General features: G+C 46.3%; 19 protein-coding genes. 9 read left to right on the top strand and 10 right to left on the bottom strand.

Annotation, left to right across the window (positions count from 1 at the left end):
* Positions 1–68: 68 nt before the first annotated feature.
* From rpoH to GOL65_RS11540, 4 genes are all read left to right on the top strand, one after another.
* A complete protein-coding gene (rpoH, locus tag GOL65_RS11555) occupies positions 69–926 on the top strand; it encodes an RNA polymerase sigma factor RpoH (RefSeq protein ID WP_130593211.1) in 858 nt (285 codons plus the stop codon).
* A 192-nt stretch (positions 927–1,118) separates the two neighbouring features.
* On the top strand, positions 1,119–1,442 hold the full coding sequence (glpE, locus tag GOL65_RS11550) for a thiosulfate sulfurtransferase GlpE (RefSeq protein ID WP_140918901.1): 324 nt from the start codon (positions 1,119–1,121) through the stop codon (positions 1,440–1,442).
* A gap of 269 nt (positions 1,443–1,711) precedes the next feature.
* The gene (glpG, locus tag GOL65_RS11545; protein WP_140918900.1) at positions 1,712–2,551 is read left to right on the top strand and encodes a rhomboid family intramembrane serine protease GlpG; all 840 of its coding nucleotides are present in this window, start codon (positions 1,712–1,714) and stop codon (positions 2,549–2,551) included.
* 48 nt (positions 2,552–2,599) lie between these two features.
* A complete protein-coding gene (locus tag GOL65_RS11540; protein ID WP_130593208.1) occupies positions 2,600–3,361 on the top strand; it encodes a DeoR/GlpR family transcriptional regulator in 762 nt (253 codons plus the stop codon).
* A gap of 59 nt (positions 3,362–3,420) precedes the next feature.
* Here GOL65_RS11540 and GOL65_RS11535 read toward each other — a convergent pair whose 3' ends face one another.
* Entirely contained in the window at positions 3,421–3,978 is a 558-nt protein-coding gene (locus GOL65_RS11535) for a glycine zipper 2TM domain-containing protein (RefSeq protein WP_140918899.1), read from the bottom strand.
* Positions 3,979–4,202: 224 nt separating this feature from the next.
* On the opposite strand from GOL65_RS11535, the gene glpD reads away from it, so the two are divergent.
* Positions 4,203–5,708: a glycerol-3-phosphate dehydrogenase gene (gene glpD, locus GOL65_RS11530; RefSeq protein WP_140918898.1), complete on the top strand. Its 1,506-nt coding sequence runs from the start codon at positions 4,203–4,205 to the stop codon at positions 5,706–5,708.
* A 366-nt stretch (positions 5,709–6,074) separates the two neighbouring features.
* On the opposite strand, the gene nfuA is transcribed toward glpD, so the two are convergent.
* Complete coding sequence (gene nfuA, locus GOL65_RS11525) at positions 6,075–6,653, bottom strand: Fe-S biogenesis protein NfuA (protein WP_140918897.1); 579 nt, start codon at positions 6,651–6,653, stop codon at positions 6,075–6,077.
* 42 nt (positions 6,654–6,695) lie between these two features.
* Positions 6,696–7,394: a phosphoribosyltransferase family protein gene (locus GOL65_RS11520; protein ID WP_140918896.1), complete on the bottom strand. Its 699-nt coding sequence runs from the start codon at positions 7,392–7,394 to the stop codon at positions 6,696–6,698.
* Between the two features lie 59 nt (positions 7,395–7,453).
* On the opposite strand from GOL65_RS11520, the gene bioH reads away from it, so the two are divergent.
* On the top strand, positions 7,454–8,248 hold the full coding sequence (bioH, locus tag GOL65_RS11515; protein WP_140918895.1) for a pimeloyl-ACP methyl ester esterase BioH: 795 nt from the start codon (positions 7,454–7,456) through the stop codon (positions 8,246–8,248).
* A gap of 22 nt (positions 8,249–8,270) precedes the next feature.
* Here bioH and GOL65_RS11510 read toward each other — a convergent pair whose 3' ends face one another.
* The 4 genes from GOL65_RS11510 to GOL65_RS11495 form a co-directional block, all read right to left on the bottom strand.
* Entirely contained in the window at positions 8,271–8,519 is a 249-nt protein-coding gene (locus GOL65_RS11510) for a FeoC-like transcriptional regulator (protein WP_140918894.1), read from the bottom strand.
* Position 8,520: 1 nt separating this feature from the next.
* The gene (gene feoB / locus GOL65_RS11505) at positions 8,521–10,836 is read right to left on the bottom strand and encodes a Fe(2+) transporter permease subunit FeoB (protein ID WP_140918893.1); all 2,316 of its coding nucleotides are present in this window, start codon (positions 10,834–10,836) and stop codon (positions 8,521–8,523) included.
* Positions 10,837–10,895: 59 nt separating this feature from the next.
* Entirely contained in the window at positions 10,896–11,120 is a 225-nt protein-coding gene (gene feoA, locus GOL65_RS11500; protein ID WP_130593780.1) for a ferrous iron transporter A, read from the bottom strand.
* Positions 11,121–11,694: 574 nt separating this feature from the next.
* The gene (locus GOL65_RS11495; protein WP_140918892.1) at positions 11,695–14,019 is read right to left on the bottom strand and encodes a Tex family protein; all 2,325 of its coding nucleotides are present in this window, start codon (positions 14,017–14,019) and stop codon (positions 11,695–11,697) included.
* A gap of 162 nt (positions 14,020–14,181) precedes the next feature.
* Between GOL65_RS11495 and greB the strand changes: the two genes are divergently transcribed.
* From greB to envZ, 3 genes are all read left to right on the top strand, one after another.
* Positions 14,182–14,667, top strand: coding sequence for a transcription elongation factor GreB (gene greB, locus GOL65_RS11490; protein ID WP_140918891.1), 486 nt, complete (start codon positions 14,182–14,184; stop codon positions 14,665–14,667).
* A 198-nt stretch (positions 14,668–14,865) separates the two neighbouring features.
* Positions 14,866–15,585: an osmolarity response regulator transcription factor OmpR gene (gene ompR, locus GOL65_RS11485; RefSeq protein ID WP_179038323.1), complete on the top strand. Its 720-nt coding sequence runs from the start codon at positions 14,866–14,868 to the stop codon at positions 15,583–15,585.
* Positions 15,582–16,910: a two-component system sensor histidine kinase EnvZ gene (gene envZ / locus GOL65_RS11480; protein WP_140918889.1), complete on the top strand. Its 1,329-nt coding sequence runs from the start codon at positions 15,582–15,584 to the stop codon at positions 16,908–16,910. The genes ompR and envZ overlap by 4 nt, the downstream gene beginning before the upstream one ends.
* A 98-nt stretch (positions 16,911–17,008) precedes the next feature.
* Here the strand turns inward: envZ and pckA are convergent, their stop codons facing one another.
* The 3 genes from pckA to hslR all read right to left on the bottom strand — a co-directional run bounded on the left by pckA (position 17,009) and on the right by hslR (position 20,189).
* Positions 17,009–18,631, bottom strand: a complete 1,623-nt coding sequence (gene pckA / locus GOL65_RS11475) for a phosphoenolpyruvate carboxykinase (ATP) (protein ID WP_140918888.1) — start codon at positions 18,629–18,631, stop codon at positions 17,009–17,011.
* Positions 18,632–18,852: 221 nt separating this feature from the next.
* Positions 18,853–19,737, bottom strand: a complete 885-nt coding sequence (hslO, locus tag GOL65_RS11470; RefSeq protein ID WP_130593195.1) for an Hsp33 family molecular chaperone HslO — start codon at positions 19,735–19,737, stop codon at positions 18,853–18,855.
* 47 nt (positions 19,738–19,784) lie between these two features.
* The gene (gene hslR / locus GOL65_RS11465; protein ID WP_140918887.1) at positions 19,785–20,189 is read right to left on the bottom strand and encodes a ribosome-associated heat shock protein Hsp15; all 405 of its coding nucleotides are present in this window, start codon (positions 20,187–20,189) and stop codon (positions 19,785–19,787) included.
* Positions 20,190–20,295 lie beyond the last annotated feature (106 nt).

The raw sequence follows: 20,295 nt of genomic DNA, 5'->3' as shown, positions 1-20,295 counted from the left end.
GATCGGATAGATCTTTAATGATGCAGTTCAAAAGTACCAATAATTAGTTTCTCTATGAGAGGGTTTGAATGACTAAAGAAATGCAAACTTTGGCCCTGGTTCCCCAAGGTAGTTTGGAGGCCTATATCAGGGCTGCAAATACCTATCCGATGTTAACAGCGGATGAAGAGCGTGAACTGGCTGAACGGCTGCATTACGACGGCGATCTGGCAGCTGCTAAAAAGCTGATTCTGTCCCATTTACGTTTCGTTGTTCACGTCGCTCGTAACTATTCAGGCTATGGCTTACCTCAGGCTGATTTAATTCAGGAAGGTAACATCGGTCTGATGAAAGCGGTTCGCCGTTTTAATCCTGAAGTGGGTGTCCGTCTGGTTTCTTTTGCGGTCCACTGGATTAAGGCTGAAATTCACGAATACGTTCTGCGTAACTGGCGTATTGTGAAAGTCGCAACCACTAAAGCACAGCGTAAACTGTTCTTTAACCTGCGTAAGTCTAAGCAGCGTTTAGGTTGGTTTAATCAGGATGAAGTGGAACTGGTTGCCCGCGAGTTAGGGGTTTCAAGTAAAGATGTGCTTGAAATGGAATCCCGTATGGCGGCTCAGGATATGGCTTTTGATATCTCGCCTGATGACGAGAATGAAAACAGCGTAGTTGCACCTGCGATGTTCCTGGAAGATAAAACGTCAGACTTTGCTGAAAGCATTGAAGACGAAAACTGGGACAATGATGCCGCTGATAAACTGGCTCTGGCTCTGGACGGTTTGGATGAGCGCAGTCAGCATATTATCCGTGCCCGTTGGCTCAATAATGATGAGACCAAGGCAACTCTGCAGGAGTTGGCAGATCGTTACGGTGTTTCTGCTGAGCGTGTGCGTCAGCTTGAAAAGAACGCGATGAAAAAACTGCGTGTCGCAATTGAAGCCTGATTAGGGGCAACAGCAAATTAGAAAAAGGTGGCTTTTAGCCACCTTTTTTATTGCATAGATTTCACTGATTTCTTAGTCGTTATCGTTGAGCTTAACCCGGTAAAAAAACATAATTTTTATCAGCCAGAGGGTGACGATATTCAGAAAATCTCGTTATAATAGTTGAGTGTTTTACTATGGTATGGCGAGATTATGGAACAGTTCAGTACTATCAGTGTGAGTGATGCTTTTTTACGTTTGCAGCAGGGTGAAGCAACGCTGGTTGATATTCGTGATGCTCAGAGTTTTCACTCAGGTCATGCCCCTGAGGCCATTCATCTGACTGATGCCAGTCTGAATCGCTTTATGCAAGAGACGGATTTTAATCATCCAATTTTTGTTATGTGCTATCACGGTATTAGCAGTCGTGGAGCGGCACAGTATCTGGTTCATCAGGGTTTTGAACAGGTATACAGTATTGAAGGTGGTTTTGAGTCCTGGGCTCGCCACTATCCACAACAGGTGGTCGTTTCCTGATTTTATAAACAGGCGGGCTACGATTGTTAAGGTAGCCTGTTGCCAGGCTATTTTTTCTCCCCTCTTTGCCTGCTGGTGGGCCTCTTTACGTAATAACTTTATTGGTCAGAGCTCTTGCCTGTTAATATATCCCCTGATGATGTAGGGAATGTTGTGGTAAATTAGGCATACACAAGCGTTAACGCATTGCTGCAAGTGTTGTTTATTGTGGCAATCAGTATTGGTACGCTAAATTATCTATTTTCTGGTTAATGGTAGAGTGAGTCTGGATGGTTCGACTAATTGTTCTTTCTAATCCCCGTATGGCGCATGCCTTTGTTGACTATATGGCTACGCTAAATGTGACCATCGAGATTCATTACCAACAACAACAAATAGAGCTATGGCTGGTTGATGAGTCATCCGAACAGCTGGCTCATCAAGAATTGGATAGATTTCTACATAATCCAAACGATCCGCGCTATCTGGCTGCCAGTTGGCAATCAGGACGATCTGATGCCAATATTACTTATCATCGAGCCTACTCGTTGGCAACGTTGCGAAATCAGGCCGGACCTTTAACGTTTGCGGTTATTGCTATCTGCGTTATTGTTTATTTGTTGATGCAATTGTTTGGTGACGATGCATTAATGGAGATATTTGCCTATCCGGCAGACAGTAGCCAATATATTCAGATATGGCGCTGGGTAAGCCATGCGTTTTTACATTTTTCTCTGATGCATATTCTTTTCAATCTGGTGTGGTGGTGGTATTTAGGTGGCCCGCTGGAAAAGCGGCTGGGAACAAGAAAGCTGTTAGAAATTACCTTGTTATCCGCTATTCTTTCCGGTTGTGGACAGGCTCTATTTAGCGGCCATATGTTTGGTGGCTTATCTGGTGTGGTTTATGCCCTGATAGGCTACTGTTGGTTGTCGGGTGAGCGAGCGCCGGAAAGGGGGATCTTTTTGCAGCGCTCGTTGATGGCATTTGCCGTGGCGTGGATATTGATAGGTTATTTTGGTGCTCTCAGTTTGGTTGGTATGTCCGTCGGCAATACTGCTCACTTGGGTGGGTTAGTTGTTGGTCTGGCGTTGGCATGGTGGGATACCCGATCTTCTCAAAGATCTTAATAAACAATAACAAAGGGCGCGAAGGATATACGCGTATAGGGTCTCGAAGTGAAACAAACTCAACGACATGAGTCTATTATCGATTTAGTGCGTAAACATGGTTATGTTAGTACTGAAGAGCTGGTAGAACATTTTGGTGTAAGCCCGCAGACCATTCGTCGCGATCTGAACGAGCTGGCGGATCAAAATAAAATCCAGCGTCATCATGGCGGTGCTGCACTGCCTTCGAGTTCAGCTGTTAATGCGGCTTATCACGATCGTAAAGTGATGTGGTTGGAAGAAAAGGCCCGTATTGCTGAGCGCGTTGCCAGCCATATTCCCGACGGAGCAACGCTGTTTATCGATATTGGTACCACGCCGGAAGCGGTGGCCCATGCATTGTTGAATCATAAGAATTTACGAGTTGTTACCAATAACCTGAACGTCGCGACTCTGTTAACCAGCAAACCTGATTTTCGTTTAATTCTGGCCGGTGGAGAAGTTCGTTCCCGGGATGGCGGTATTATCGGCGAAGCAACGTTGGATTTTATCTCTCAGTTTCGATTGGATTACGGTATTTTGGGGATCAGCGGTATTGATATGGATGGCAGCCTGTTGGAGTTCGACTACCATGAGGTGCGCACCAAACGAGCGATTATTGAAAATTCTCGTAGTGTGATGCTGGTAACCGATCACTCCAAATTTGGCCGTAATGCGATGGTTAACTTAGGTAATATGGGGCTGATTGATTATCTGTTTACCGATGAAGAGCCACCAGCCAGCGTAATGAACATTATCAAACAGTACGATGTGAAACTGGAACTGTGTTGATTGAGCTCTGATAACTCAACCAGGCCGTTGTATGATACGGCCTGTTGAAGTTACAAACGCTATTTTGACTGAGTGACCGGCGCCGTTACTATTAGCTGTCCTTTATCATCCAGAGGGATCTGCTTTTCAGGTTGGTGGTCCATACGAACATTCCCCGGTTTATCACCTATTTTGTAAGCCACATCGTAGCCAAGAATCTTCTCTGAACTATCCTGCACCGTTTTACAGCGTTTTTCTGTGGTGGTATAGGTATCACTATTCTGTAAATGGCCCTGTACCTCGTGACCGGTGTAGCCACCTGCAGCGGCACCGGCAATGGTTGCCAACTGTTTACCATGTCCCCCACCAAACTGATGACCTATCACCCCACCGGCAACCGCCCCTAGAATGGAACCAGCAACCTGATGCTGATCTTTCACTGGCTTTTTATGGGTTACGACCACATCCTGACATTCTTTACGAGGCGTCTTAATCGTTTCTTTAACGGGAGTAACAGAAACAACGTCGGCGTATTTAGGCTGGGAAGAGAAAAGACTTATTCCATCGGATGCAATTGCAGTAATGCCTAATGCAATGGCAATACCAAAGCCAATTCCTACCAACAACGATTTATTCATAACTCCTCCTGAGATGACACCAACAAGTAATAACAATATTTATTATATGACATATTATAATATTACTAATAATTAACCTTTATTTTATTGTGGATATAATGTTATTAAGATCACGCGCTAATGTTTTTATTTGGTTAATTACTGGCTAGTTTGTTTGTTTTCATCTACAATAATGCTCGAATTCGAACATAAAAAGCTCTTTCGAGCATGCTGAGGTAGATAAAATGGAAACCAAAGATTTAATTGTTATCGGCGGAGGGATCAATGGTGCTGGTATTGCTGCGGATGCTGCCGGGCGTGGGCTTTCCGTTTTACTACTGGAAGCTAAAGACCTCGCCTGTGCTACATCATCAGCCAGTTCTAAGCTGATTCATGGCGGATTACGCTATCTGGAACACTATGAATTTCGTCTGGTCAGTGAAGCGCTGGCTGAACGCGAGGTATTATTGCGTCTGGCACCGCATATTGCTTTCCCTCTGCGTTTTCGTTTACCGCATCAACCGCATTTGCGTCCGGCCTGGATGATTCGTGCAGGACTGTTTCTTTACGATCACTTGGGTAAGCGTACCAGCTTACCGGCCAGTAACGGCCTGAAGTTTGGTCCGGATTCAGTACTAAATCCTGAGCTGACCCGCGGCTTTGAATATTCTGATTGTTGGGTAGATGATGCTCGTTTAGTGGTATCAAATGCCCTTGAAGTGGTTGAACGTGGTGGTGAAGTTCGCACCCAAACTAAAGTGACTCGTGCATGGCGTGAACAGGGGATCTGGGTAGTTGAAGCCCGGGATGAGATCAGCGGTGAAGTGCTGACCTGGCGCGCGAAAGGTTTAGTTAATGCGACCGGCCCTTGGGTGAAACAATTTTATGATGATGGCCTGCAGCTTAAATCTCCACGCGGTATCCGCCTGATTAAAGGCAGTCATATTGTGGTGCGTAAGGTTCATTCCGAGCCACAGGCCTATATTCTGCAAAACGAAGATAACCGCATTGTATTTGTGATTCCATGGCTGGGCGAGTTTTCTATCATTGGTACCACCGATGTGGAATATCATGGCGATCCACTGGATGTGAAAATTGATGATAATGAAGTGAATTACCTGCTTAAGGTTTATAACGATCACTTTAAAAAGCAGCTAGCTAAAGATGATGTTGTCTGGACTTATTCTGGTGTGCGTCCATTGTGTGATGATGAGTCTGACTCCCCGCAGGCGGTAACCCGTGACTATACGCTGGAAGTGGCTGACGATGCAGGTAAGGCACCATTACTGTCAGTCTTTGGCGGTAAGTTAACCACCTATCGCAAATTGGCTGAGCACGCGATGGAAAAGCTGGTTAACTATTACCCTGGAATTGGCCCGGCGTGGACCAAAAACAGCGTATTGCCTGGCGGTGGTATGGGAACCGATCGTAATCGTTATGCAGAAGCATTGCGCCGTAAATATAACTGGTTACCGGATAGCTTAGCGATTCGCTACGCTCATACTTACGGTTCACGTAGTGAAATGATTCTGGAAAATAAAACCAGCCTGGCGGATTTAGGTGAAGACTTTGGTCATGGCTTGTATGAAGCCGAACTGGAGTATCTGGTTACTAAAGAATGGGTACATAATCTGGACGACGCCATCTGGCGCCGCACCAAGATGGGCATGTGGCTGGATGAAAGCCAAAAACAACGCGTCGCCGCATGGCTGGCGGATGTTGCCGGTAGAAAGCAGCAGTACGCAGAATAATTTTATCTTCTGAATGAATCAAAAAGGGGCCGCAGGCCCCTTTTTGCTAATAAATCATGCATTATTTCTAATAATAAGCTAAGCCAATCGGAGGGAGAGATTGCCGTTGGGGGCGACTTGGCGTAAGCCAACGACAAACAGGCAAAGCCTGTTTGAACAGCGCTTGCGCTGGCCCGAAGGGTGAAACACCGTAAGGTGTTTCATAACTGCCCGTAGGCAGCCTAGGCCCGACGCACTTTGTAGCTAAGTACAGATTGTTTTCCGGCCGCACACGAAGTGAATTTAAGCACTGTATTATTACGGACGGAATATCCACAGAAGTAGATTTATTGGTATTAAAAAGGGGCCGTTGGCCCCTTTTAACTATTACTTATAATAAGAGTGCTCACCACTCTCATGCTCGGTCTGGTCTTTAACCCCTTTCAATTCAGGGAACTTCTGCAGCAATTCTTTTTCAATGCCTTCTTTCAGGGTGTAATCCACCATCGAACAGCCGTTACAGCCGCCGCCGAATTGCAGAATGGCATAACCTTCATCGGTAATTTCCATCAGAGAAACGCGACCACCATGGCCTGCTAACTGAGGGTTGATCTGTGATTGCAGCATATATTCAACGCGCTCAATCAGAGGTGCGTCGTCGTCAACTTTACGCATTTTAGCGTTTGGTGCTTTCAGCGTAAGCTGTGCACCCAACTGGTCAGTAACAAAATCAATCACTGCATCTTCCAGGTAGGGAGCGCTAATTTCATCAATATAGGCAGAGAACTCGTTGAATTTAAGTTCAGTGTCATTGGCTTCAACCGCATCCGGCGGACAATAAGATACGCCACACTCAGCGGTAGGTGTACCAGGGTTAATCACGAAAACACGGATTTGCGTGCCTTCTTCCTGATTAGCCAGTAATTTTTTAAAGTGGGATTGTGCCGAATCAGTAATTGTAACCATGACATACTCAGTAGTTGACCTTTCTTGTCGGATATAATACGCCTATTTACCCTCACTCTTCAAGGTTCGGCATAAACACCAAATCTGTACTGAAGCAGCCCCGTGATGTAATAGTAATTGAGTGATTTCTGCCACCGTATTGCCTGTGGTAACTATGTCGTCAAGTAAGGCGATATGCAGCCCGCGTATGTCACCAAGACAGGAAAAGGCATTGGTCAGATTATGCTGGCGAAGTTCGGCTTTCAGGCTTTGTTGAGGTGGCGTAGCGCGATGACGAATCAGGATATCTTCACGATAAGGAACGTTGACCCAGTGCGCCAGACGACGCGCAATCAGCGCTGTTTGGTTAAATCCTCGTTTCCAGTGGCGAGTATGGTGCAATGGAACAGTAAGCAATAATTGTGGGCGTTTGATTTGTCGATTGCGGCGCGCATCGAGCCAGCGTAAAAGTAGCAGACGTGAAAGCAGAGGAACATATTTATCCTCTCCATAAAATTTCAAACGGGTGATAAAGTATTTCACCGGATAGCAATAGTCGCTGACGGCAATAAGCTGTGACCAGCCAGGTGGCTTTCGTTGGCATTCATCACAGCATGGTAATAGTGGTTCTGTTGGCAAACCACAACGCTGACAGCAGTTGGGTAACGCCGGTAATAGATTCAAACAGATACTGCAAATACCCTGTTGTGCTATTGCCAAAGGGCGCTGACAGAGCCAGCATAAGCTATCGATAAACGGCATAGTAAGTTATCTTTCCCTGATTGGTTTTCTCTAACGGGTTTCTTAGTGGACTTTACTTCATGACATCACTTTACTGGCGGACTTTTGGTGAAGGTAAACTCGATCTTGTGCTGTTGCACGGATGGGGACTGAATGCCGAGGTTTGGGGTTGCATTACTGACAGACTTGCACCGCATTTTCGACTGCATCTGGTGGATTTACCCGGTTATGGTCGAAGTCAGGACTTTGGTGTACTCAGTTTGCATCAGATGGCAGAGGTTATGTTGGAGAAAGCGCCCCAGCAGGCAGTATGGCTTGGGTGGTCAATGGGTGGATTGGTTGCCAGTAAAATGGCGTTAATTGCACCAGAACGCGTTCAGGCGCTGATTAGTGTAGCTTCTTCCCCCTGTTTCTGTGCCAGAGATGAAGAGAAATGGCCGGGCATCCGGGCCGATGTATTGCGTGGTTTTGAAGAGCAGCTCAGTGGAAACTTCGAGCAAACCGTCGCTCAGTTTATGGCGTTACAAACTTTGGGGGCACCTGATGCCCGCAACGATGCAAAAAAATTGAATCAGGTGGTGCTGAATTGCCCTATGCCGAAAGTTAGCGTATTGCATGGTGGCCTGCGTTTGTTGGCAGAGAATGATTTGCGTCAGGCATTGGTTGACTTACCTGTACCTCTGCTGCGAATTTATGGTTCTCTTGATGGGCTGGTACCAAGACGAATTGTCCCCCAACTGGATGCGTTATGGCCGCGATCTCGCTCGGTTCTGATTAACCATGCGGCTCATGCGCCGTTTATCTCGCATCCGGATGAGTTTTGTCAGCAGGTAATAAGTTTTATTCGGGAGTTTTCACCGGAGGGGCAGGATTAAGCAGGACAAGTTTTGGCCTATTTCAGGCCGAGATATGCTTTTTGATTCTGTAGGCTTCAGTCAGGCATTTTTTGCCATCAGGACAGTCCTTACAGTTGCCTATCAGACAACTGCTGTCTGCTTCTACTCGTTCAATTTTCCCCATTGTTTCCAGCTGTTTTAGCATCGCCTGCATTAGCGCTGGAGGTTGGTCAAACTGACGACTGAGCTGATTTAATTCCGCGATACCCTGTAAGGCAATGGCATCGCGGATGGCAATTAAGCTGATCATTTTAGTGGCAATGTCCCGCTTTATTTTTACAACAATCTTCTGTAGCTGCTTTTGGCATTTTGGTGGTTACCCTATCGCGTAAATGATACAGGGCGTACATCAGGAGCAGGTTAAATATCACAATAGCGGCAATAATCACGGTACTTTGCTGCGGATGAGCAGAGAAGTTGGCGATTTGATAGAAAGCCGCTGACAGGCTGTAGGCGATATCTAATCCCCAGAAGATAGAGAACATCATCCAACCTTTACTGCTTTCCCGGGCAATTGCACCCATAACTGAAACACAAGGAACATAAAGCAACACGAAGATCAGATAACTATAGGCGGCGGAAATGCTGCCGAACTTGCTGCTCATGACACCCATTGAGGTGCCATTCATCTCGCCATCGCCTTTACTGGCCTCAATCGGGTTACTTAAAGCGCTGAGGGTGAAAGTATCTTTCAGGCTGTCCCAGGTTTCCGTTAATGCACCTTCCAGCTCGGTTAACAGATTGAAGTTTTCATAGTCGAATGGTTCGTTGGTAATCTGTTCAGCGGTATACAGGGTATTTAATGTACCGACCACCACTTCTTTCGCCATGGCTCCGGTAATTAAGCCAACGGTAGCCTGCCAGTTATCCTGTGTCACCCCAATTGGGTGAAGCAGCGGCGTCAGTACCTTACTGGTGGAAGCCAGCGCTGAATCATTCAGGTTATTCACCGGCTTGCCGGAAAATGAAAAACTGTTAAGGCCACCGATTAGTACGCTGGCAATCACAATAACCGTACCGGCACGCAACACGAAGCCTTTCAGACGCTGCCAGGTTTGCAGCAACAGGCTTTTAACGTGAGGAACGTGGTAAACCGGTAGCTCCATAATAAACGGCGTCGATTCACCGCGCATAATGGTGTATTTCAGCATCAGGCCGGTAAGAATGGCTACCACAATACCCAACAGGTATAACGAGAAAACTACCAGTGCGCCATCTTTGCCGAAAAAAGCGGCGGAGAACACAGCGAATATAGCCAGTCGTGCGCCGCAGGACATAAATGGGGCCATCAGAATAGTGATTAAACGTTCCCGTGGAGCGTCCAGAGTACGGGTGCCCATGATGGAAGGAACGTTGCAACCAAAGCCAACAATCAGTGGAACAAATGATTTGCCGGGTAATCCCAACGCATACATCAGTTTGTCCATCACGAAGGCAGCACGGGCCATATAACCGGAGTCTTCCAGAAATGCGAGGAACAGGTACATCAGGCCAATTTGCGGTACCAATGGTAAGACGGTGTTAATACCACCGCCAATACCTTGCGCCAGAAAAATCGTCAGCCATTCAGGAAAGTTCAGCGTGTGACCGACCCATTGGATACCTGAAATAAAGATGGCCGCAGAGCCAACGTCAAACAGCGGCTGTAGCGCACCACCGATGTTTATGGCCAGCACGAACATCAGATACATCACAAACAGGAAAATAGGTAATCCGAGCCAGCGGTTAATCACGATTTTATCTAACGCCTGGGTCAGTTTGCTCGGCTGTGCCTGACTCAGGTTATGCACATCGTGGCAAATGGCGGCAATGGTTTGATAACGGGCATCAGCAATAATGAGTCCCGGATCTTCCTGATAATGCTCTTGCAACACAGAACGAGCCTGAGGTAGCTGCGCTTCTGCTGCACCGGATAGCGACCGGCTATAAATATCGCCTTCTAACATTTGTAAAGCCAGCCAGCGAGTTTGCTGGTCCGGCAATTGGGATGGCATCAGACTGGCCAGTTTAGCCGCCTGCTCTTCAACGACATCCGGATAAGTAATTAACGACTGATGCTGATTTAATTGTAATTTATCAATAGCAGACTTCAGTTCTTTCAGGCCACGACCACGGGTTGAAACCAGCGGAATGATTGGGCAGCCTAACTTTTTCGATAAGGCTTCAATATCAATTTCAATATGCTGATCGTGAGCAATATCCAGCATATTGAGAGCGATAATGCAGGGGATCCCTAGCTCCAACAGTTGAAGCGTCAGGTAAAGGCTACGTTCCAGATTGGAGGCATCCATTACGTTGAGAAGCAAGTCGGCTTCACCACTCAGGATGTAATGACAGGCAATCTGTTCATCAAGGGAAGTATGCTCAGAAATAGTGGTTAGCGAGTAGGTTCCCGGTAGGTCCACCAGAGTTACCTGGCTGTCATCGGTTTTGAAATGACCTTCCTTACGCTCAACGGTAACCCCTGCCCAATTCCCTACGCGTTGACGTGAGCCGGTAAGCTGATTAAACAGCGTGGTTTTACCTGAGTTTGGGTTACCGATTAACCCGATAGTAAGTTGTTTCATTTTTCAGCCAAAAAGAGATAAAGATGAGTAATACGTCTATTTACCGAACCGGTTTTAACTTATTCAACCAGTGCGAGTTTAATAAAATTCAGGTCTTTCTTGCGCAGAACTAAACACACCCGCGGTGTTTCGATTTGAATAGGATCGCCTAGTGGCGCTACGCGAATAACGCGGAATACCGAACCGGGCAATAGCCCGAGAGACAGCAATTTTTGACGATACGCAGGATTGATCTCAGGAGTAAACCCGGTAATTTTGTATGAGCACTGAGGTTGTAGTGGAATCATAACGTTCTGGGTAACCTTAACTCATGTTGATAACAGCATAAGATTTGTCTAAAGATGGTATTTAGCAATAAATGATATTTGAGTTCTGCTTCCTGCGATAAACCATATCATCCTGTCATTTACGCAACTCTTTATGCCCTCAATGCTAATGTTATTAAGAATGATTATCGTAAACAATGCTATGAGGCATGCTAAGCGTAAATAATTATTACTACCTTTGTCTACCAATATAAGTGGCAAGAATAGAGAGATATCTGAATATTGAAGAGTAGGTTAAAAAACGCAATTTTTAATGCATTGATTATATTGAAATTAAGTTAGCTATTATTGCTGTTTATCAGAAGCGAATATACGTCGCGTTACTACTATTTAACGAATTAGAAAATAAATTAAGCTTACTTAATAAGTGATTAAGTGGGGCTTGTTATTAGTATTTATCTGAAAAGTTAACGGTGAAATAGTTAAATCAGTTAATGTGTATTTTTTGATTTATATCAAACTAAATAATCATCACGGCTGTGGTTAGAAAATATTTATTCATCAACAGCCGTGATAATTTATTACATTTATATCAACGTTTCATTTTATTTAACGCTGCCGCCAGTGCATCACCCATGGCACTATTGTTACTGCCAGAGGCTGGTTTTGCCTGCTGTGGAGCCGGGCGGCGTTGTGGTCTGCTATTGTTATCGGCAGGTGCTGATTTCCGGCTGCTACCTTCTCCCGGTTGCTCATCCAGGCGCATGGATAAGGCGATACGTTTGCGATCCAGATCGACTTCCATCACTTTGACCTTAACGATATCACCGGCTTTGACTACCGTATGGGGGTCTTCAACAAACTTATCGGCCAGAGAAGAGATGTGCACCAGACCATCCTGATGTACGCCAATATCCACAAACGCACCAAAGTTAGTCACGTTAGTCACCGTACCTTCCAGAATCATACCGATATTAAGGTCGTTCAGGGTTTCTACCCCTTCAGCAAAATTAGCGGTTTTAAATTCAGGGCGTGGGTCACGGCCCGGTTTTTCCAGCTCTTTCAGAATATCGGTAACAGTAGGTACCCCAAAACGTTCATCGGTAAAGTCAGAGGCTCTGATACCGCGCAATGCATCAGGGCTACCCATCAGGTCGTGCAGAGTCTTTTGTGTTGCCTGTAAAATACGCTCAACTACCGGATAGGTTTCCGGGTGAACCGTTGAGGAATCCAGTGGGTTATCACCCTGATTAATACGCAGGAAGCCCGCACATTGTTCAAACGCTTTCGGTCCAAGGCGGCTCACGTCCATTAGCTGACTACGATTATTGAAGCGGCCGTGGGTATCACGCCAATCGACAATATTTTGCGCAATCACTCGACTTAAGCCTGCAACGCGAGTTAACAGAGGAACAGACGCGGTATTCAGGTCAACACCAACGGCGTTTACGCAGTCCTCAACCACTGCATCCAGACGACGCGCCAGCAGCGTTTGGCTAACGTCATGCTGATACTGACCAACCCCAATGGATTTTGGTTCAATCTTAACCAGCTCCGCCAATGGATCTTGCAGACGACGGGCGATAGAAACCGCACCGCGCAACGATACGTCAAGATCGGGGAATTCCAAAGCAGCCAGCTCAGAAGCAGAATAGACTGATGCTCCCGCTTCACTGACAATCACTTTTTGGCCTTTTACTTCCGGATACTGGCGTTGTAGTTCCAGATAGAAACGTTCTGTTTCTCTTGAAGCGGTACCATTACCAATGGCAACCAGTTCTACGTTATGTTTGATACAGAGTGCGGCGACAATCGCGGCGGCTTTGGCGGCCTGACCGGTATGCGGATAAATGGTATCAGTGGCTACTAACTTACCGGTTGCATCAACCACTGCAACTTTCACACCGGTACGCAGACCCGGATCCAGACCCATAGTGGCACGCATTCCCGCCGGAGCTGCCATTAATAAATCCTGCATATTACGGGCAAAAACATTGATGGCTTCATCTTCAGCCCGTTCTCTCAGGCTACCCATCAATTCAGTTTCCATATGCATCAAAATTTTGATGCGCCATGTCCAGTTAACGACTGCTTTACGCCAGCTATCGGCTGGAGCATTGTTGAGACGTAAGTTCAGATGGTCAGCAATAATTTGCTCACAATAGCTTTCACGCGGTGGCTCATCATGCTGCGGATCGGCATTCAGAGACAGGCTTAAGATGCCTTCGTTACGACCACGGAACATGGCCAGTGCCCGGTGAGAAGGGGTTCCTGAAATAGGCTCCTGGTGGGCAAAGTAATCGCGGAATTTTGCCCCTTCCTGCTCTTTACCTTCCAACATACGGGAGGTCAGATAAGCATTCTTCCACAGGTATTCACGTATTTTACTGAGTAGTGCAGCATCTTCTGAAAAGCGCTCCATCAGAATATAACGGGCACCATCCAGTGCGGCTTTGGTATCCGCCACGCCTTTGTCATTATCGACATAAGGCAGCGCAGCCTGTTCGGGTTCCTGCTGCGGATCTTGCCATAATGAGTCCGCCAATGGTTCCAGACCTGCTTCAATTGCGATCTGCCCACGGGTACGGCGTTTAGGTTTATAGGGCAGGTAGAGGTCTTCCAGCTCGGTTTTACTCATGGTGCCATTGATGGCGGAAGCCAGCTCGCTTGATAATTTGCCCTGCTCGTCAATGGATTTCAGAATGGTCTGGCGACGGTCTTCCAGTTCGCGCAGATAAACCAGTCGGGTCTCTAACTGCCGGAGCTGAGTATCATCCAGCCCGCCGGTGACCTCTTTACGGTAACGGGCAATAAAGGGAACCGTGTTGCCCTCATCTAATAAGTTAATGGTGGACAGAACCTGTTCAGGTCTTACCTGTAGCTCATTGGCAATAGTGCGACTTAATAGATTATTCATAAACCCTATATCTGTCTGAATGAAAAATTGGAGTCGTTATACGGATTACTGAATAAAAATGCCAGAAGAAACCAACACAAGACCAGCTGAATCACTATAAACTAAGGTGAAAACATTCTGATTAAGCTACAATTTGAAATAGTTTGAAGTGCAGAGAATCTAATGGCAAAAAGTAATTACATCACCCGCCAGGGCTGGGAAGCGCTGGACAAGGAATTGAAGTATTTGTGGCGAGAAGAACGTCCGATCGTGACTCAGGCAGTGTCTGAAGCAGCCGCGATGGGGGACCGCTCTGAAAACGCTGAATACATCTATGGTAAGAAACGGTTGCGTGAAATTGACCGCCGGGTTCGCTTTCTGACTAAGCGTTTGGAAGTACTGAAGATTGTTGACCCTAATCCTCAGCAGGAAGGTAAAGTATTTTTTGGTGCCTGGGTTCAGGTGGAGAACGAAGAAGGGGAGACCAACGTTTTCCGGCTGGTAGGGCCTGATGAGTTTAATCCGGCAAAAAAATGGATCTCTATCGATTCGCCGGTGGCCCGGGCGCTGATTGGTAAAAAGGTGGATGATGAAGTGAGTGTGGAAACACCGAATGGCCGGGTTAGCTATTGGGTATTAGATATTCGCTATCAACCTTTTGAAGAATAGAACTGTTTTTAAAATCGGTGAATCACGCGGATAACAAGGGGTTCATCAATGGGCGTTATGGCGCTGACCAGACACAAGTTTACAGTTATTAATCTTTGTAACAATTTTCCCGTGTCAGTTATGCAAATTGTGTTGTCTCAGCTAAACCTATTTGAGATTTGAGTTTAGCTGTTCACAGGAAACCTTTGGAGCGAAATCATGCAAGAGAATCATAAGATTCTGGTCGTTGATGACGATATGCGTCTGCGCAGTTTATTAGAACGCTATCTTACCGAGCAGGGCTTTCAGGTACGCGGCGTTGCTAACGCCGAACAGATGGATCGGTTATTAACCCGAGAGTCTTTTCACTTGATGGTACTTGATTTGATGCTCCCCGGTGAAGATGGATTATCCATCTGCCGCCGTCTGCGCAGCCAGAGCAATCCGATACCTATTATTATGGTTACCGCCAAGGGTGAAGAAGTTGACCGTATCGTCGGCCTTGAGATTGGTGCGGATGATTATATTCCGAAACCATTTAATCCAAGAGAACTATTGGCCCGAATCCGTGCAGTGTTACGTCGTCAGGCCAATGAGCTGCCCGGTGCGCCATCTCAGGAAGAAGCCGTTATTATATTCGGTAAGTTCAAGCTGAACCTCGGCACTCGTGAAATGTTTAAAGATGATGAACCTATGCCGTTAACCAGCGGTGAATTTGCGGTGCTGAAAGCATTAGTAAGTCATCCGAGAGAGCCATTATCCCGGGATAAACTGATGAATCTGGCACGTGGCCGCGAGTACAGTGCCATGGAGCGCTCTATTGATGTTCAGATTTCTCGCCTGCGTCGTATGGTGGAAGAAGATGCGGCACACCCGCGTTATATTCAAACCGTATGGGGATTAGGCTACGTTTTTGTGCCGGACGGTAGTGCTGCATGATTTTTTGGCGGTTTCCTCCCCGCAGTGCGGTTGCTCGTACTTTATTACTGATTGTCTCGTTGCTGTTTATCAGTCTGGTGACGACGTACTTTGTAGTGTTGAACTTTGCTATTTTGCCAAGTATCCAACAGTTTAATAAAGTATTGGCTTATGAAGTACGGATGTTAATGACCGACCGCTTAAAGCTTGAGGATGGAACTTACCTGATTATCCCTCCCCAATTCCAGCAAGAGATGTATCGGGAATTGGGGATCTCATTACATACTGATGCTTCTGCTGAAGAGAGTGGATTACGCTGGTCGCAGCGCTATGATTTCCTCAGTAAGCAGATGTCGCAGCAGCTTGATGGGCCCACAGAGGTTCGTATTCAGTTGGGAAATCACTCTCCGGTAGTGTGGTTGAAGACTGAGCTCTCTCCAAAAGTTTGGGTTCGTGTACCTCTGACTGAAATACGTCAGGGGGAGTTTGCCCCATTATTTCGCTATACCCTGGCCATTATTTTGATGGTCATTGGTGGTGCCTGGCTATTTATTCGTATTCAAAACCGACCTCTGGCAGATCTTGAGCATGCCGCTCAGCAGGTTGGGATGGGCATGATTCCGCCACCATTACGAGAGTATGGTGCATCTGAGGTACGTTCTGTTACCCGGGCTTTCAACCGTATGACTTCCGGCGTTAAACAATTAGATAACGATCGCACCATACTGATGGCTGGCGTTAGCCACGACCTGAGAACGCCGCTGACCCGAATTCGTCTGGCAACAGAGATGATGGGGTCGAAAGAGGATTATCTGGCGGAGTCGATTAATAAAGATATTGAAGAGTGCAATGCCATTATTGAGCAGTTTATTGATTATCTGAGTACTGGCAGGGAACAGCGTACTGAGCCAGGTGATATCAATACTATTTTGGCTGAAGTAGTGTCTGCCAGCGGGTTAGATCAAGAAATTGCTACTGATTTATATCACGGTGAGTTGATTGCCAATATTCATCCGCTCTCTATTAAACGCGCAATTGTTAATCTGATTGTGAATGCTTCCCGCTATGGCAATGGCTGGATTAAAGTTAGCAGCGGCAGAGAAGAGGGGCGAGTCTGGTTTCAGGTGGATGACGATGGTCCCGGTATTCCTGAAGAACAGTTAGAAATGTTATTCCAGCCCTTTGTTCGCGGTGATAGCGCGCGTAGCATTAGTGGTACTGGTCTGGGATTATCGATTTTACGCCGTATCATTGATGGTCATGACGGTGAGATCATGATGGGTACCAGTGAACGTGGTGGATTGAGCGTGAGGATTTATCTGATGGAAAGCCGGGTTGAAGAGTAGCTTTGACCGGGGTTTAGGGTAGACCGCTGAACTATCGAATTTTACCATCATTATAAAGGCGCCAGTTGGCGCCTTTATATTTTACTAACTGAAGACGATTACTTCACTTTTGGACCAACCGCAACCAGTGCTTCACCGGCTGGGGTATCGGTATATTTATCAAAGTTAGTGACAAACAGGTCTGCGAGTTTTTCTGCTTTCTCTTTCCATTCTGCTTCACTGGCGTAAGTATCACGCGGATCCAGAATAGCTGGGTTTACGCCCGGCAGAGAGGTTGGAACCGCCAGATCGAAGATTGGCAGTTGGATCGTTTCTGCATTCTCGATTTCACCGTTCAGGATTGAATCGATAATAGCGCGGGTATCTTTAATCGAGATACGTTTGCCGGTACCGTTCCAGCCGGTGTTAACCAGATAGGCTTGTGCGCCAGACGCTTTCATTCTCTTTACTAATACTTCTGCGTATTGAGTTGGGTGTAATGAAAGGAATGCCGCACCAAAACAGGCGGAGAAGGTTGGTGTTGGTTCTGTAATACCGCGCTCGGTACCTGCCAGTTTGGCAGTAAAGCCAGACAGGAAATGATACTGGGTTTGGTCAGGAGTTAGCTTAGACACCGGAGGTAAAACGCCAAATGCATCAGCGGTTAAGAAGATAACCTTTTTCGCATGTCCCGCTTTAGAAACTGGCTTAACAATGTTTTCAATGTGATAGATCGGATAGGAAACGCGAGTGTTCTCGGTTTTTGAACCATCATCAAAGTCTACACTGCCATCGGCACGCACAGTTACGTTTTCCAGCAGGGCATCACGTCTGATTGCGTTATAGATATCAGGCTCAGCCTCTTGGGAAAGTTTGATGGTTTTCGCGTAGCAGCCGCCTTCAAAGTTGAATACGCCATCATCATCCCAACCGTGCTCATCATCACCAATCAGCTGACGTTTTGGATCGGTGGAAAGCGTCGTTTTACCGGTGCCGGACAGGCCGAAGAATATTGCCACATCACCTTTATCACCTACGTTGGCAGAACAGTGCATAGATGCAATGCCTTTTAATGGCAGCAGATAGTTCATAATGGAGAACATACCTTTCTTCATTTCGCCGCCGTACCAGGTACCGCCGATCAGTTGAATGCGTTCTGTCAGGTTAAAAGCAACAAAGTTTTCTGAGTTCAGACCCTGCCCTTTCCAGTTAGGGTTGGTGCATTTCGCGCCATTCATAACGATAAAGTCAGGCTCAAAACTTTGAAGTTCTTCATCCGTTGGGCGGATAAACATGTTTTTCACGAAGTGAGCCTGCCATGCTACTTCAGTAATAAAACGTACTTTCAGGCGGGTATCAGGGTTAGCACCACAGTAAGCATCGACCACAAACAGACGCTTGCCTGACAGTTGGTTAGCAACCAGTTTTTTCAGTTCGGCCCAGACAGCAGGAGTGATAGGTTTATTATCGTTTTTACCTTTACCCTGATCTGCCCACCAAACCGTATCACGGCTGGTGTCATCGCGAACGATATACTTATCCTTTGGTGAGCGACCGGTGAAAATACCGGTATCTACAGCTACAGCACCTAAGGTGGTTACTGTTCCCTTCTCATATCCCTGTAAATCAGGGCGAGTTTCTTCTTTATACAGGCAATCATAGCTTGGGTTGTACACTATCTCAGTGGCGTCTTGGATACCGTAGGTAGTAAGAACTTGGGGAGTGATACGGGTTGTGCTCATAATTTTTCCTTAAAAAGATGAATACTGATGTTTATTGTAAAGGCTTTCCTGACGGTGACTGAGATAACTATCAAGGATCGGCACATTGTTCTAAATTTTGATAGAAGATGCGATCCACATCTCGGTAATTGAGAGGTGAAGCGATTAACGAAGGGATATGAGCAGAGAATAAAGATAAAAATGCCGGGAATAACGATATTTCATTCCCGGCAAAGCGTGTATTAATGACGAGTGTCGTTTTCTAATGTGGTGCTGCCATTTAATCGTAAGGCATCAATATCCATTTTTTCAAACAGGTAGTGATTACCACAATAATCGCAGTGGATATCAATATGCCCTTCTTCAGCAATCAGAGAGTCCACTTCATCTTGTGGAAGAGCCATCAAGGCTTGTGCGCTACGCTCTCTGGAACAAGTACAGTGGAAGCTAACTTTTTGACCATCGAATAGCGTGACATCTTCTTCATGGTATAAACGACGTAGAACTTCTTCAACATTCAGAGAGAAAAGCTCTTCCCCTTTAATAGTTTCTGTCAGCGTAGCCAGGTGCTCGAACTCACTATCGTTGCCTTTATGAGCAGGTAGAACCTGTAACAACATACCGGCAGCAGCAGCTTGCCCTTGATAAGCCCCTGTTCTGATAAACAGGCGGGTAGGCAACTGTTCAGACTGAAGGAAATAGGCTTCAATACATTCCGCAACAGTTTCACCTTCCAGACCTACAACGCCCTGATAGCGCTCACCTTCTTTAGGAATGATGGTAATAACCAGATAACCATTGCCAATCATTTGTTTCAGCGTGAAGTTATCACTTACCTCTCCCTGAAGGCGGGCAACACCTCGCATCTCTTGTAGATTATTGCCATTAATAACCGCCAGTTTAACCGGGCCATCACCCTGAAGTTGAACAGTGATATCACCGTCAAATTTTAGCGTAGCGGTAAGCAAGCTGGTGGCGACCAGCATCTCACCAAGTAAGCGCTGTACCGCAACCGGATAATCATGGTTCTCAAGAATTTGACAATAGGTATCACTGAGCGAGATCAGCTCACCCCGAACATCATGTTTTTCAAATAAATAGCGGTGTAACAGATCTGCGTTTTGCATGTGTTTTCTCTCGTTAAGGCAATGGCTACTCTCGAAACATCCGGAGATTATTCATCATCACCATATTTAAATTTTATCAGATTACGGCGTTCTTTCTTGTCCGGGCGACGATCCGGATGAGGCATGGTTAGCGCATTCAGTTTGCGTGCCTGAGATATGTTTTCTCTTTTGGTCACGCTTTCTGGCGTTTCATGGTAAAGCTGTTGTGCCTCACTGGCTCCCCGGCGCTGCATACTCAAGGCATTAACGATGATGGTTCTTTCATCGTTCCCCTGTCTCAGGCGAATTTCGGCCCCAACCTCAACTAGTTTGCTGGGTTTGGAACGTTGGCCGTTGTAATGAACCTTGCCACCATCAACCATCTCTCTGGCAATGGCTCTGGTTTTATAAAAACGCGCAGTCCAAAGCCACTTATCGAGCCGAATATCCTGTTCTTCGGGTGAGTTTGCCATCACTGAATCTCCTGAGTGACTCTGGCAAGCGATGAAATAGATAACTTCGCTCTGACGCTTGCCGGGAGCATGAAACGGGGGATGAAAATAGCCGATACTTCAACAT

This window comes from Limnobaculum xujianqingii (genome assembly GCF_013394855.1).
GTDB classification, from domain to species: domain Bacteria; phylum Pseudomonadota; class Gammaproteobacteria; order Enterobacterales; family Enterobacteriaceae; genus Limnobaculum; species Limnobaculum xujianqingii.
Note: the sequence above shows the minus strand (reverse complement) of the source record. Positions and strands in the feature narration are given on the sequence as shown.